At 68.7% G+C, this 14690-nt stretch carries 6 protein-coding genes; 1 reads left to right on the top strand and 5 read right to left on the bottom strand.

What is annotated here, in order from left to right; genetic code table 11:
• Nucleotides 1–68: 68 nt before the first annotated feature.
• Both HF885_RS02180 and HF885_RS02175 read right to left on the bottom strand, forming a co-directional pair.
• Entirely contained in the window at nt 69–1964 is a 1896-nt protein-coding gene (locus HF885_RS02180) for a nitrilase-related carbon-nitrogen hydrolase (protein WP_170103342.1), read from the bottom strand.
• Between the two features lie 101 nt (nt 1965–2065).
• On the bottom strand, nt 2066–2446 hold the full coding sequence (locus HF885_RS02175; protein WP_170103341.1) for a desulfoferrodoxin family protein: 381 nt from the start codon (nt 2444–2446) through the stop codon (nt 2066–2068).
• A 191-nt stretch (nt 2447–2637) separates the two neighbouring features.
• Between HF885_RS02175 and HF885_RS02170 the strand changes: the two genes are divergently transcribed.
• Nucleotides 2638–3603 (top strand): Abi family protein, encoded by a 966-nt coding sequence (locus tag HF885_RS02170; RefSeq protein ID WP_170103340.1) that lies wholly within the window; start codon nt 2638–2640, stop codon nt 3601–3603.
• Here HF885_RS02170 and dnaE read toward each other — a convergent pair.
• From dnaE to HF885_RS02155, 3 genes are all read right to left on the bottom strand, one after another.
• Nucleotides 3600–7511 (bottom strand): DNA polymerase III subunit alpha, encoded by a 3912-nt coding sequence (gene dnaE / locus HF885_RS02165; RefSeq protein ID WP_170103339.1) that lies wholly within the window; start codon nt 7509–7511, stop codon nt 3600–3602. The two genes, HF885_RS02170 and dnaE, sit on opposite strands and share 4 nt — an antisense overlap.
• 229 nt (nt 7512–7740) lie before the next feature.
• Nucleotides 7741–11265 carry a UvrD-helicase domain-containing protein gene (locus HF885_RS02160; protein WP_170103338.1) on the bottom strand — a complete coding sequence of 1175 codons (3525 nt, stop codon included), beginning with the start codon at nt 11263–11265 and terminating at the stop codon, nt 7741–7743.
• Entirely contained in the window at nt 11262–14603 is a 3342-nt protein-coding gene (locus tag HF885_RS02155) for a PD-(D/E)XK nuclease family protein (protein WP_170103337.1), read from the bottom strand. Before HF885_RS02155 ends, HF885_RS02160 begins: the two co-directional genes overlap by 4 nt.
• Between the last annotated feature and the right edge of the window lie 87 nt (nt 14604–14690).

Below are 14690 nucleotides of genomic sequence, written 5' to 3'. Positions count from 1 at the left end.
CCGCCTTACCGTGCGTCACTAAACAGAACGTTCGTTCTATGGTAGCACAGCAAGGCGGCATCGCACGGCTAGTTCTCGGAAAATGGGTTTGGCCACGTCCGCCCATGAGAGTCCTCGAACCCGTTCGCGGGACCGCCCTGACCGCCGTCCTGCGCGTCGCCAAAGCCCTTCGGCCTGAAGCCGCCGTCATACGAGAAGTCCCTCAAAAACGAGAGCGCGTCCTTCACCTGCCTCGCGTCACCGCGCGACGGCGCCGCCGCACCGGCGTCCCCGTCATCGGGCTCCTTGTGCGCGTCCTTTCTTGAGGCGGGGCCGCCCCTCAGGTCAGAGAGGCCGATGCCCGCGCCGACGCGCCGCGTGACGCGGTCGAGCGTAGAGGCCGCGTCGCGGTCCGCGCGGATGCGGTTGTGCCACGCAAGCCCCACCGGCCTCCGCGCGTCGAAGAGCGTGACCGTGGACACCATGAGGTACAGCCCGCGTCCCACGCGCCACGGCTCGCTCTCGTCCAGCCGTGCGAGCACCGCCTCGACCAGCCTGTCGTCGCGCAGGTCGGCGGCGACCTCCGTCACGCTCCTGCCGTACTCGATGTGGTCGGAGAGCACCTGGTCTACCTCGGCGCACCACGCCTCGTCCGAAAGCGACGGATGGTCGAGCCCCACCTCGGGCGCCTCGCCCGCCGCGAGCCTCGTCGACGGAAACACCGGGCTGATCGTGTTCCTCATGCGCATGAGCTCGAGCACGTCCGAGCGGTATACGTCCCCGACGGGCTTCAGCGCGTCGGCCCCCAGGGCCAGGCGCTTCTCGCCCAGCGCGAGGGCGGTCTTGTCCGCGCCGGAAAGGACCACGCCGCCGACCTCCGCCGCCCATGCCGCAAGGTAGGCGTCCACGATGCCGCGGCGGAGGAGCGCATCCTCCGGCTTCGCGACGAACGCGGCCGCGCGCATGTCGCCCACGTCCCGCACGTCGATCCTGAGGTTTCGCGCAAGGCGCTGGCAGCACGCCTCTCGGCTGACGTCGCCCGGCACGTCCACGATCGCGTGCACATTCGTGGGTCCGAGCGCGTCGGTCGCGAGCGCGGCGACCACCATGGAGCCCACGCTGCCGTCCAGCGCGAGCACGGCGCTACTCTGGTCAAGCTTGTGGAGGTAGTCCCTCAGCCCAAGCACGAGCGTCTGCCACAGGTAGAGCGGACGGTTGTAGACCTCGGGCAGGACCTCTTCGTCACCGTCCGCGGGCGAGCCGCCCACCTCTGCCACGACGAGCCCCTCCTCGCAGGCGGGAAGCGACGCCACGAGCTCGCCTTCCGGCGAGAGCGCGAAGCTCGACCCGGAGTACACGGACGTACCGTAGCCGCCGACGGACCCCACGCCCACGATCCAGGCGCCCGTGGTGCGCGCATCCGCGACGTAGCGGTTCTCGGCGAGGTCGCCGCCGAGCGCGGAGTCCACGTCGTCCGCGGCATACCCGTAGCCCGCGATGTAGATGATGGCGTCCACGTCGATGTCGAAGTTGTCGTAGTCGTCCAGGTCCTCATAGGTGAAGGCGACGCCCAGGCGCATGCCGCCAAACTCGAACTCGGGCAGGTCAGGCGCCGGCGCGTCCTCGTCGTCCGCCTGGCCGGCGTCCTCGGACTGCGCATAGGCCTGCATCTTCAGGGGCAGGATCTTCTCGTCCCCCACCAGCACCGCCTCCGGCGCCGGCTGGCCGTCGAGCGCGCCGACGACGGGTACGATGCAGGGGCACGACACCTCCTCAGAAAGGCGCACGAGCGCGTCCATCACGTCCACAAGGAAGTCGTCCTGCTCGCTCTCGCGCACGGGCAGGGGTCCCGTCAGCGCCGCCATGGGGAAGACGAGAAGGTCAGCCCCCTGCTCCGCGGCACTGCCGGAAAGCGCGACCATGCGCGTGGCCGTTGCCTCCAGGTCGCCCGCGCGCGTGTCTATCTGTGCGATGCCAATCCTCATGTAAAAAATCCCTCCGCGGGCACGCCCGCCAGAGGGGACGCTACCCGACGGAGGGATGTGCCGCTTGGCCGCAGTGCGCGACCATCCGTCGCGTTACGGTTCTAGAACTCTGCCTTCCACAGGCCGTGCAGGTTGCAGTACGCGTAGACCGTGCCGTGGTCCGCGAACTTCTTGCAGAAGGTCTTCGTGGGCTCCTCGCCCGGCTTCAGGTACTTGATGACGGTCTTTCCCTCGGCCGCCACGGCGATCCACTCGATGTAGTGCTCCTCGGTCATGGGGTGCGCGACCTCGCCGACCTTCACGATCATGTGCTTGTCGTCGCGCTCGATGAAGGGCACGTGCTTCTCGGCCGCCGCGTCGACGGAGCCGGCAACCAGCTTCTCCATGGGCTCGCCGCAGCACGTGGGCACGCAGGCGCCCCTGTCGACCACCATGACCAGGTTACCGCACTTGTTGCAACGATAGAACGTGAGCTCTGCCATACATTCCTCCTTGCGAATCAACCCTACGTGTGCCATGCCCGGCCGCGTGCCGCGCCTGGCCTTTCATCTATTCTGCCCCATACGGTGGCAGAATAACCGTCTCCGTGACGAAAGTCCCAAATGCACCGCCGTCGTGGTACAGTCGGCTCGTGGCCGCCCCGCGCGGCCCGCAACCCAACGCGGAGGCCAACGTGGAGAAGCGCTTCCTCACCATAGCGGAGCAGGTGGAGCTCCTCGCGGCCCGCGGCCTTCGCTGCGACGCCCAGACGCCGCGCATCCTCCTGCGCGAGGGCTACTACGCGGTGGTGAACGGCTACAAGCGGCCGTTCCTAGACCAAGGTGCCACCCGCGCCGCCAAGGAGGACCGCTACCTGAAGGGCACGTCCTTCTCGGACGTGTATGCCCTCTTCCGCTTCGACCGCGGCCTCCGCGCGCTCACGTTCCGCCACCTCATGCTGGTCGAGGCCACGCTGCGCTCCCTCATAAGCTACGCGTTCTGCGAGCGCCACCCCAGGCCGGAGGCGTACCTCGACGAGTCCAGCTACACCTGTCGACGCGACTACCTGCGCGGGGAGGACGCCTTCGAGGGCGACCTGCGCTGGATGATCGACACGCTCGCCCACCACGCCCGCACGCGAGATCGCGACCCGCGAGGCGACCGCCGCGACGTGCGCGTGGCCCACTTCCAGGACAAGCACGACACCGTGCCGCTGTGGGTCCTCGTCGACGAGCTCACGTTCGGGAACCTCAAGTACCTCTTCGCGCTCCTGCGCCGCGAGGAGCAGATCGCGGTCTGCGACAACCTCGCGGAGCTCAGCTCCTGCCGCTCCGCGGGCCACACCGTCACGGCGCGTGCGGGCGAGAAGCGCGCGGCCCCGTCCCAGAGACCGCTCACCCCACGGCGCGTCGCCCGCGACCTCGAGGCCATCGTCGACGTCCGCAACGTCTGCGCCCACGGGGAGCGCCTATACGACGGACGCTTCGGGCTGGAGGACGAGGCGGACTTTGCCGCCTTCGTCTCCATGATGTCCCACTTCCTCGAGCCCGGCGACCTCGCGCACCTGCAGGGCGGCATCGAGTCGCTGGTGACCGAGTACTCGCGGGCGTGCCCCGTCATCGCACGCGAGCTCGAGCGGACGGGGATCGCGGGCGTCTAGGCAATCTGCACGTGGCCGTCGCGGCCGACGAAGTCCTTCACCTCCGCGAGGAGGACCATGTTCTTCGCGTCCACCTTCGTCGGCAGCTCCATCCTCATCATGTCGCCGCACGAGCTCTCGACCATGAGCTCGATGTGGTCGAGGCCGTTGTAGCGGTCGAAGATTGACTGGAGCGTCTCCATCCTGTCCATCGAGAGCATCCTGGAGGGGATGTAGACCTCGAACACCTTCGGCCTGTTCGTCCTCTCGTTCAGCTCGAGCGCCTCGATCCTCGAGCAGATGAGCTGGTCTCCCCTGTCACCGTGCTCGATCTTGCCGGTTGCCTGGATGAAGACGTCGCCGATGCGCTCACCGGTGTCTGGGTCGACCTCACCCTCGAGGGCGGACGCGCACTCCTGGTAGGTCTTCGGGAAGACGACGAGCGAGATCTCGCCCTCCATGTCCTCGAGCGTGACGATGGCCATCTGGTCGCCCTTCTTGGTGACCTTCTTTGCGACGCCGCCGACGGGGACCATGCCGGCAAGCTTGATGACCTTGCCGTCCTCCACCTTGAAGCGCTGGGAGGTCGCGCCCGTCACCGGGTCGACGTAGTCCTCCGAGGCCATCGCCTCGGATATGGTGCAGTCACGGGCCTTCGACAGCGCGTACTCGAACGGGCGCAGGGGGTGGTCCGAAACGTAGAGTCCGAGGACGTCGTGCTCCTGCTGCAGCTTGAGGTGGCGGTCCCACTCGTCGTCGGGATCCGGCTCTGGCACGTCATCCGTGAAGCCGGAGCCGGCGACGTCCGCGAACATGTCGAACATGGACACCTGCCCGTTCGCCTTGTCCTTCTGGCGCTTCGCCGCCGCGTCGATGATGTTCGCGGGATTGTTCTTGTCCACGAACTCCATGAGCTGCTTGCGAGGGTAGCCCGTCTCGTCGAACGCGCCCGCCTTGATGAGGGCCTCGACCACGCGACGGTTCGCCTGGGAGGAGTCGACGCGCTCGCAGAAGTCATGCAGGTTCTTGAACGGGCCGTTCGCGGCGCGCTCGGCCATGATCGCCTCGGCGGGCCCCTCGCCCACGCCCCTGATGCCGGCGAAGCCGAAGACGATGCCCTCGTCGGTGGCCGTGAAGTCCTTGCCGGACTTGTTGATGTCCGGCGGAAGGACCTTGGTGCCGTCATGGTTGCACGCCGTGACGTAGTGGACGATCTTGTCGGTCTTGCCCATGTAGGACGTGAGGACCGAGGCCATGTACTCCTTCGGGAAGTACGCCTTCAGCCATGCGGTCTGCATGACGAGGATCGCATATCCGGCGGAGTGCGACTTGTTGAACGCGTACGACGCGAACTCGAGGACGTTGTCCCAGATCTCCTGCGCGATGTCACGGCTATAGCCGTTCGCCTCGGCGCCGTTCATCCAGTGGTCGTAGATCGTTTCGTCCGCTCCGGTCTTCTCCCAGTGGAAGACCTGGTCGGTCAGCATCTTGATCTTCTTCTTGGCCACGGGCTTGCGCATGCGCGAGTCGGACTCGCCCGGCGTGAAGCCGGACATCTTCATCGAGATCTGCATGACCTGCTCCTGGTAGACCATGGTGCCATAGGTCTCTTCCAGGATCGGCTTCAGCCTGTCGTCGTAGTAGGAGATCTTCTCCTCTCCGTGCATGCGCTTGATGTAGCTGTCGACCATGCCGGCGCCCAGGGGGCCGGGACGGTAGAGCGCGATGAGAGCGACGATCTGCTTGTACTGGTTGGGCTGCATGTTCTTGATGGTCGCGGTCATGCCGCCGGACTCGACCTGGAAGACGCCCGCGGTCTGGCCCGAACCGAGGAGCTCGTAGATCTTCGGGTCCGAGAAGTCGATCTTGTCCACGTCGATGTCGACGCAGGTCGCGCCATCCTTCAGGCACTTCCTCACGGCCTCCGGCACGCGCTCTATGTCAGACGCCTTCGGGTACCTGCGCCTGATGTTCGCGAGTGCCTTGTTGATGACCGTCAGGGTCCTGAGTCCCAGGAAGTCCATCTTGAGCAGGCCCATGTCCGCGACCGAGTGGCCCTCGTACTGGGTGATGGTGACGTTTCCCTTCGTGTCGAGCTTCGTCGGCACGTGGTCCGTGACGGGCGTCGGTGCTATGAGCGTCGCACAGGCATGCACGCCCTCGCCGCGCATGAAGCCCTCGATCGAGAGGGCCGCGTCGATGATGCGGTGCGCGTCGGGGTCCTTGTTGTAGGCCTCCTCGAAGTCCGGCGAGTACTGGTCCGGCTTCTTCTCGTTCTTGTGCAGCGCGTTCGGCAGGGTCAGCTTCGGGTCGTTCGAGAGCATCTTCGAGAGCTTCTGTCCCATGAAGACCGGGAAGCCCAGGACGCGGTTCGCGTCGTTGATGGCCTGCTTCGCCTTGATCGTCGAGTACGTGATGACCTTGCATACGTGGTCCTCGCCGTAGACGTCGCGAACATGCTGGAGCACGTCCTGGAGGTGCTCGTCGTCGAAGTCCATGTCGATATCGGGCATCTCCGAACGCTGCGGCGAGAGGAACCTCTCGAACATCAGGCCGTTCTCGAGCGGGTCGAAGTTCGTGATGTTCATGGCGTACGCGACGATTGCGCCGGCGGCGGAGCCACGCCCCGGGCCCACGCCGATGCCGTTGTCCTTCGCCCACTGCACGTAGTCCTGGACGATGAGGAAGTAGTTCGCGAAGCCCTTCTCGGTGATGATCTTGTACTCGTGCTCGAAGCGGTCCTTCACGTTCCAGTCGCCAATGGTGAGGTCGCGCCAGTTCTCGCCGTAGCGTCGCGCGAGGCCCTTCTCGCACTCCTCACGGAAGCGCTCCTCCGCGGTCTCGCCAGGACGAAGCCCAGGGTACTCCGGCAGGTACATGCTCGACCAGTCGAGCTCGTAGTCGCACTTGTCCGCGATTTCGAGCGTGGTGTCCGCGGCCTCGGGGCACCACGAGAACAGGCCGCGCATCTCCTCCTCGCTCTTCATGTAGAACTCGGTGCCCTCCATGCGCATGCGGTTGGGGTCGTCGAGCGTGGTCGCCTTCCCGATGCAGCTCAGGATGTCCTGCGTGGAGGCGTCCTCGCGCGTGAGGTAGTGGAAGTCGTTGGTGCAGACGACCTTGATGCCCTCCTCGTGGGCGAGCTTCACCAGGTACTCGTCGAGCTTGCGGTCGTCCCAGCCGTTGCGGAACGTGAGGCCGTGATCCTGGATCTCCATGTAGAAGTCGTCGCCAAACAGCGCATGGAACTTGCGAGCCCAGTCGCGCGCCTCGTCGAACTGCCCGTCCAGCACGCACTGCTGGATGATGCCCTGCACGCACGCGCTCTGGCAGATGAGCCCCTCGTGGTACCTCTCCAGCATGTTGAAGACGGTGTGCGGCTTGCCGTAGTACATCATCTCGTGGCCGGCGGCCTCCGACATGCACTTCAGCAGGTTATGGTAGCCGGTCGAGTTCTTCGCCAGCAGGATCAGGTGGTAGCGCTTCTCCCTGTGGCCGCGCTCGACGTGGTCCCCCGGTATGAAGTAGGCCTCGCAGCCGAAGATGGGCTTGATCTTGAGGCGCGGGCGATTCGCCTCCACGGCCTTCACGTCGTGGCCGCTCTCCTCCCACACCCTGACGTCGGACGCCCACTGGTCGTGCACGCGGTCGAAGTAGTCCGCGTCGTCGGGGTCCGCCGCCGGCTCCTCGAGCGTCCACTCCTTCTTGAAGCACTCGACGTCGTGGCGCCACTGCTTCATGTTCTTCTGGCCGTCGTTGTACTTGCGGCACTCCAGGTCGAGCTCGGGTATGCCGAACATGTAGCCGTGGTCCGTGATGGCAACGGCAGGCATCCCAAAGTCGACGGCACGCTTCACCATGTCCGGAATCGGCGTCGCGCCGTCCAGGATCGAGAAGTCCGAGTGGTTGTGCAGGTGGACGAAAGCCATGTAACCCTCCGAAGGCAAGCCCAAGATTTGACCCGTCCATGATACCCCACGGCGACGCCTCGCGCAGGCGAGAAGAACACATGTTCTTATTCCGTACACGTCCCCTGAGCTGCGGTGCCATGCAAGGTCCTCGCGCATCCGCAGCTCAGGGGGTCAACCAGGCGTCCGCCACGCTCCAGACGACGCACACAAGTCCGACGCCGCGGCCGCGAAAGGCGCGTTCCGCGCGCTACATCCGCGGGGGGTTGTCTGCGTCGAAGCGGTAGCTCACGGAGTACGGCTCGTCGGGGTCGTCCGGGTCCGCAAGCTCCACGCACACGAAGCGACAGTCGACGGAAGCGAACCCGTGGCGCATGAGCACCGACGCATAGAAGTTCGCCTGCATCTCGTGTCTTGCGCGAACCTGCTCCGCGGAAAGCCCGCGGTCGCCCGTCTTGTAGTCCACCAAAAGCGCGGCGCCTGTGCCCTCGTCCGTTGCGAGCAGGTCGATCGCGCCCTCGACGTACTCCCCGAACTCGGAGTCCGCGGGCGAGAAGAACGGCACCTCCGCCCGCACCCGTCCGTGGGAGAGGACCTCCCGCCGGAGCCGCGAGGTGCGCCAGCGGTCAAGAGCCGTGCGCAGGCGCGCCCTGTTTCTCGCGGAGAGACGCCAGAGGTCGCACGTCGCATCGAACCTTCCCTCGGGTAGGTTCGCCTCGCACGGGTCCCCAAGCCCCTCGCCCACCTCCACCAGGCACTGCGCAAGCTCGTGGAAGGCGGATCCAAAGTTCGTCGCCCGGTCCTCGTCGCCCGTCACGGGCGCGCCCTCCTGCTCCGCCGCACGCTCCGCGCGTGTGGGGACGCGGACGGGAAGGGGACGGGAGGCGTCCCCCGCGGCATCGCGCCCGCCTCCGGGCTCGCCCTCCGCAAAGCGCTCGGCCATCTGCTCGTGCGCGCTGCTGAAGCTGAACACGCCCTCGCGCGGCCTCCAGACGTCGACGCGTCCGGCTGTCGGCTCGTCCTCGACCGCATAGATGTCGAAGCTCGCGGCCGCCCCGTCCGCCGCGCCTTCGACGGCTTCCGGCTCCGCCGCGAGCGCCCCGTCGGCGCCGGCGAGCGATCCCGCGGAGTCCACCGCAAACTCGCCGTCCGCCTTCGTCACGTCTATCACGCGCAGGCGCCCGGGCTGCGTGCCGCCGTACCCGAAACGATGCTCCCCCGCCGCGGGCACGCCCCCGGGCAGGAGCGCATCCAAGAAGCCGCAGGCGAGCGCAGGGTTCATGCCGTCCTTCTTCGCGGCGACGTTGCACCCCACGATGAGGGCCTCGCGGGCGCGGGTGAGCGCGACGTAGAGGAGCCTGGTCTTCTCGGCGGCGGCAGCCTCGTCGTTCGCGAACGTCGCGTGGCGCAGCCATTCCGCAAGGTTCGACGGCCGGTCCGTCTCCGCGATGCGATCGAGGTCCCCTATCGCGTCCTGCGGCGCGAGCACGCAGACGCTCCCCCGACCGCTCGCGAGCGTCTTGAGCCTGCCTCCCTCCGGCCTCTGCCCCCAGCACTCCGCCACGGCCGTGACGGGAAACTCCAGGCCCTTCGAAGCGTGGATCGTCATCACGCGCACGGACTCCATCCTGCCGCCCGCAAGCGACGCCGGCGGGATCTTGGACACCTCGAGCCACAGGTCGAACTCCGTGGCGGCGCGGGCGGGACCGAGCCCCATGCCGTCCGTCAGGTCCCGTATGTAGCCCACGGCGGCAAGCACGTTCGCCTCGCGTGCCACCCCGGTGGCCCCCTCCGCCTCCAACCGCGAGAGCCAGCCCGACTCGCGCACGACCTTAAGGCAGACGTCCGCGACGGGCATGCGCCTCATCGCAAGCCGCGCGCGGGCCAGCACGTCATGCGCATGTGCGAGGCGACGCGACGGGGCCGCGCCGTGGAAGAACTCCATGGTCTCGATGCCGCGGTCGATCTTGCGCATCGTCGGGGCGTCGAGCTCGCGCTGGGCGCGGGTGCCCAGCTGCAGCAGGTCGCTGGCGTCGAGCATGAACATCTCGCTCGTGAGCAGCGGGAAGAGTCCGGACTGCGTGTCCTTGGGGTTCGCGAGCACGTGCAGGAGCTTCGCCATGGTGACCACCTCCGGCGCGCTCGTGAACGTCGAGCCTCCCGTCACCACGCACTCGAGCCCGCGCTCGCGGATCGCGTCGATGTAGAGGGCCGCCTTCGTGGTGGTGCCCAAGAGGAGCGCCACGTCGCCCGGGCGCTCGCCGTGCGCCGCGTACTCCGCGAGCCTGTCCGCCATCGCCGCGGCGGCGACCTGCGCCTGCTGGGCGCCCACCTGCCCCCTCGTGCCCACGCCGCGCGTGACCTCCACGTCGATGCGCGGAAGGTCCCGCGCGCGATACCTGTCGTCGCGTCCCGGGTTGGGGTCCAGGTGCATGAAGTCCGCAAGCACACCGGCGTCGCCGCCGCACACGCGGTCCACCAGGGACAGCACGTCCGCGTGGCTGCGGTAGTTCACGGCAAGCCTCACGTGCCACTCCGGGGGAAGCTCCTCCCCCCTGCCGCGAAACACCCCCACGTCGGCGCCGCGGAAGCGATAGATGGACTGCTGCGCGTCGCCCACCGTGGCCAGGTGGCGGGCGCCGCGCCCCGCCAAAAGGCCGATGAGCTCCAGCTGCGTCGCGTCCGTGTCCTGGAACTCGTCCACCATCACGAGCCTGAAGCGCCCCGCGTAGTCGCGGGCGATGGCCTCGTTGTCGCGAACGGCCCGCAGCGCAAGGCTCACGAGCTCGTCGTTCGAGAGCACGCCCGCCGCGCGCTCCAACTCCGCCACGCGTTCGTCCACCCTGCGCGCGAGCCCCACGATGTCCTCGACCCACGCCCGGGGACGGGCGAGAAGGACGCAGGCCCTTGCCTCCGCGAGGGCCGCCTTCGCAAGATCCGCCTGCTCCTTCGCCTCCTTGTTGACCCTGCGGGGAAGCGTCACGGAGTCGAGCGCGGCGGCGGCCGCGGACGCCGTGCGACGGCCCGGCGCGAGCCCCATGAACGACCTCAGCACCTCCAGGGAGGGGGCGACCTTCTCGGCCGCCTTTGCCGTGAGCTTCTGCGCGGCGAGGGACTCCATCTCCTCCGTCAGGCGCGCCATGACCTCTGACGCGCTGTCTGCCTGCGGAAACGTCAGGCCCTCGTACCCGTCGGGCACCGCACGCGCCGCGGCGCGCACGTCCTGCACCACGCCCATGAGGCCGGAGTAGCCGCCTTGGGACCTTCGGCCGAGCTGGTACTCCCCGAACGCCTCGCGAAGCGCGGGGCTGGCGTCGCGGTCCCTGTAGGCGGAGCCCACGACCTCCTCCAGGGCACGGTCCTGCATGGCCTCCGCATCGTTTCCCTCGGCGATCTTGAACTTCGGGTCAAGGCCGAGCTCGAAGGCGTGGCGTCTCAGGATCCTAGCGCACATGCCATGGATGGTGCTGATCCACGCGGAGTCGACCTGCAGCGCCTGCTCGCGCATGCCCGCCTCGCGCAGCGTGGAGCGCACGCGCTCCCTGATCTCCTGCGCGGCGGCGTTCGTGAACGTGATCACGAGCACCTGCGACAGGTCGTCCAGAAACGGCGCACCGTCCGTGCCCGAGCCGGGCGTGAGCGCCCACGCCACCCTCCGGGTGAGCGTGAACGTCTTGCCGGAGCCGGCGCCGGCCTCCACGAACAGTGGCTCGTCCAGGGTCGTGACGATCTTCCTCTGCTCGTCATTCAGTGTGGAAAGGTCGATGCCGCTCACTTCGCGATCCTCCTTACGCAGTTCATGACCGGACAGTACGCGCACGCGGACGCGTCGACGGGCGCCGCCTCGATGTCGCCGTCAAGCATGCGGGCGACCGCCGCCCGGATGGCCTCCTCCGTCGCGTCAAGCAGCGCGTCCATGCCGTGCGCCCCGTCCGTCCCGAAGCCTCCGCCCGGGTCAACGGCCACGGCCTCCGCCGTCGCCTTCGAAGGCGTGCGGCTGCCGTACACGCGGTCCATCAGGTTCGCGTCCACGGCGCCGGAAAGAGCGTGCTCCCGCCCACGCGTCGAGAGGTACACGGCACCCCTCACGTCGAGGTTCGGGAAGCGCCGCCGAACGACCTGCCCGTAGATGAGCGATTGCACGCGCCTGGGGAGCGAGAAGGACGTGGCCTCCCCGCCCTCGGGCCCGTCGGGAAGTGCGGCGTACTCCCGGGCGAAGCCCGCGACGCCCTTGTGCTTGTAGTCGATCACGACGGCGTTGCCGTGGGCGTCGACGTCGATGCGGTCCACGGTTCCGTTCAGCCATGCGCCCGCGTACTCCACCAGGTCCCGCCCATGGCCGAAGTCCCACTCGAACAGCCTCGGCTCGAAGCCGACCAGCAGGCCGGACTCGTAGTCGATGGCGGAGAGCAGGTCCCTCTCGAGCGTCTCGAGCTGTCCCTCGTCCTGGGCGGAGTGTGGCACGAACGCCTGCGGGCGCTCGCGCCGCCGCGTGACGAGGAACTGCGCGCGACGGTCCTCCTCCAGCGCGCGCGAGAGCACCCGCTTCGCATGGGTCACAAGCTCCGGGTCCTCCTCGCTCACGCCCGAGCCGGGGATGCGGGCGGAGAGGTCCCTCGCAACATCCGGCTCCGCGTCCCCCGTCCCCTCGAGGGAGGCGAGCGCTTCCTCAAGAAGCGTCCGGTGCGTCACCTCGAGCACGTGGTGCGCGAACGTGCCCATCTCCATGGGGCCGAAGCCCGCGTCCGAGTCGCGCAGCCGCAGGCGGCGCAGGCTGAACCACTTGTACGGGCACTCCAGGTACGACTCTATCTGCGACGCGGAGAGGACTGGCCTTCCGTCCAGCAGGTCTGGCTTGCCCTCCGGCGGCACGTTCACGAGGGCGCGCGCGGAGGCGTCGGCCACGCGGCCCGCCGCCTCCGGCTCCTCGCTCGCCACGAGCTCGGGCGCGGTTCCCGTTGCGCTGAGGTTCGCCGCAACCTGGGTCTCGGCCAGCGAGCGGATGGCAAGGCCCTTCTCGGCGGGGTCGCCGTCCCCTCCGCCGTAGCAGGCCAGCAGCTCCGTCATCATGACGGAGGGGTAGCACTCCTTCGACGTGGCGTCGTAGAGCGTACGCTCCAGCGTCACGTGGTGCCGCGCCACGGCAAGCCGCGACCAGAACTCCGCGCGCGGCCGCGCCATGGGGTCTTCCCGTGGCTCGACCCCCAAGGCCTCCAGCAGGGCGGATGCGACGTCGTCCTCCGCCCTCACGGGCGCCTCCACGGACGTCTGCCCGCACACGATGATCGCGTCCGCGGAGCACTGTGCAAGCGACGCCGACCCGGCGGCGTCCAGTATGCGCACGCGCGCGGCGCCCTCCTTGCGAACGCACGGTCGCACGACGACCGCCTGGTGCTCGAGCGCCGAGGCCGCGTGGGCCACGAGCTCGGAGAGCGACACGTGGCCCGCCGCCTTCTGGTCCGCCGAGAAGCCCAGCTCTTTGAGCGTCGCCGCCACGTTGAGAACGGCCATCAGGGCACCGGCGGCCAGCGCGTCGGAAAGCCGGTCCGCCTCGTGCGGGAAGCGCGCGACAACCTCGCCGCCCTCGCCAAGAACGTAGTCGTCCAGCCTGGCGCCCGCGCCACCCCGCGCGTCCGGCGAGCCAATCTGCGACGACACGTACGGGGCGAGGAGCTTCGAGGCCGCAGACCCCAGCCTCCCCTTCAGGAGCTCGCGCGTCGCCGCCGCCACCTCGCCGGACGTCTTCTTGGGATTCTGGAGCTGCAAGAGCACGTCCGCCGGCGTGAGCAGGCGGTCGCCGCGCCAGTCCGCGTCGAGCGCGTACGCCCGGGCCGTCGGGACGTGCGCGACGTCCGAAAGGAGGAAGTCAGATAGCGCCCGCGGCGGCCACCAGGACATGTCCCCCAGGCGCACGTACGTGCCTTCCTCCGCACGCACGGGCCCCGGCCACGTCGCGTCAAGCTCCGCCAGCTGCGCCACGCTCTCCGCATACTCAAGAAACGCGCGGCCGGCGGGGATGTCGCCAACGCGCACGGACAGCTGGGCGCTCACGCCCAGCCCGCGCGCGACGAGCTTGGGGGCGAGCTCGCGCCACGCGCGGCTTGCGTCCGGGACGCTCACGACGACGTCCGTGGCGCCCTCGCCCGAAAGGGCGCACACCTCGCGCGCGACGGCCTCGGCCTCCGCGAGCGGGCCCGCGGGAAGCAAGAGCGACACGGCGCCCGTGGGCGCGACGGCCTTTCCGTCGCCGGCAAACACGCTTGCGAGAAGTGCCGAGAGCTCTGGGTCGCGGCGCTTCTCGCCCGTGGGGACACTCACGTTATCGAAGCCCGTACCAGCGGAAACGCAAGGCTCTTGCACACGTGCGACGCCAATGCCGTCCCGCGCGCACGCCGTTGCCACAAGCTCTGCGGAGCGGCGCTCCCCAGCGGTTGCCTCCGCGTTCCGCGCGCGGACGCAGAGCGTCACGTCCGTCGCGCCCGCGAGGGCGCGCAGCAGCTCGCGGGCGGGGCGGGCGAGCGACCCCAGGCCGACCGCGACCGTGGGCCAGAGCGAGCACGCGGCGCCCGAGGCGGTCACGCGCTCCGCGACGCGGGCCATGGCGACGGACTCCTCCGTGAACGACGACCTCGCAAGCAGCGCGCGATAGCGGTCGAGCACGCGCACCACGTCTGCCTCGCGGCGCGTAAGCCCAAGGTCGAGAAGGGCTTCCGCGTCCACGCGGCCATTGCTCGCGGGAATCCACGGCAGGGCGTCCTTCGCGAGGCGCCCGAGCACGTCCACGGTGCCGGCGTTGTACGCGACGTCCTCCCCCGCGGCGGATGCCGCAAAAAGCGCGTGCTGCAGGGCGACGGTGCGCGTGAGCGGGTCGACCACCTGCGTTCCGTCGCCCCAGACCTCCCAGCGCTCGCGCGTGAACGCGAGCGGCGTCGTCACCGTGACGCCCAGGCCAAGCCCGCGACGGGCGAGGTCGCGGCTGACATCGAGCTGCACGGCAAAGCTGGGCACGAGGAGCGTCGCGCGGCCTCGCGCGGCAAGCGCCCCCCTGAGGGCGGCCTCCGCGGCCTCGCCTACGAGCCGTGCGTCGTGCGTCTGGGCAATGGTTAGGGACATGGTCGACCTTCCGTCGGTTTTGGCTGAGAGCTATGGTAACGCGACGAGTGGACATTTATTGCCCCACGCGCGACGCGAACGCGCGTG

The sequence above is a fragment of the Parafannyhessea umbonata genome, from assembly GCF_012844235.1.
GTDB lineage: Bacteria > Actinomycetota > Coriobacteriia > Coriobacteriales > Atopobiaceae > Parafannyhessea.
The sequence above is the reverse complement of the archived record's forward strand: the minus strand, read 5'-3'. Positions and strand labels throughout refer to the sequence as shown.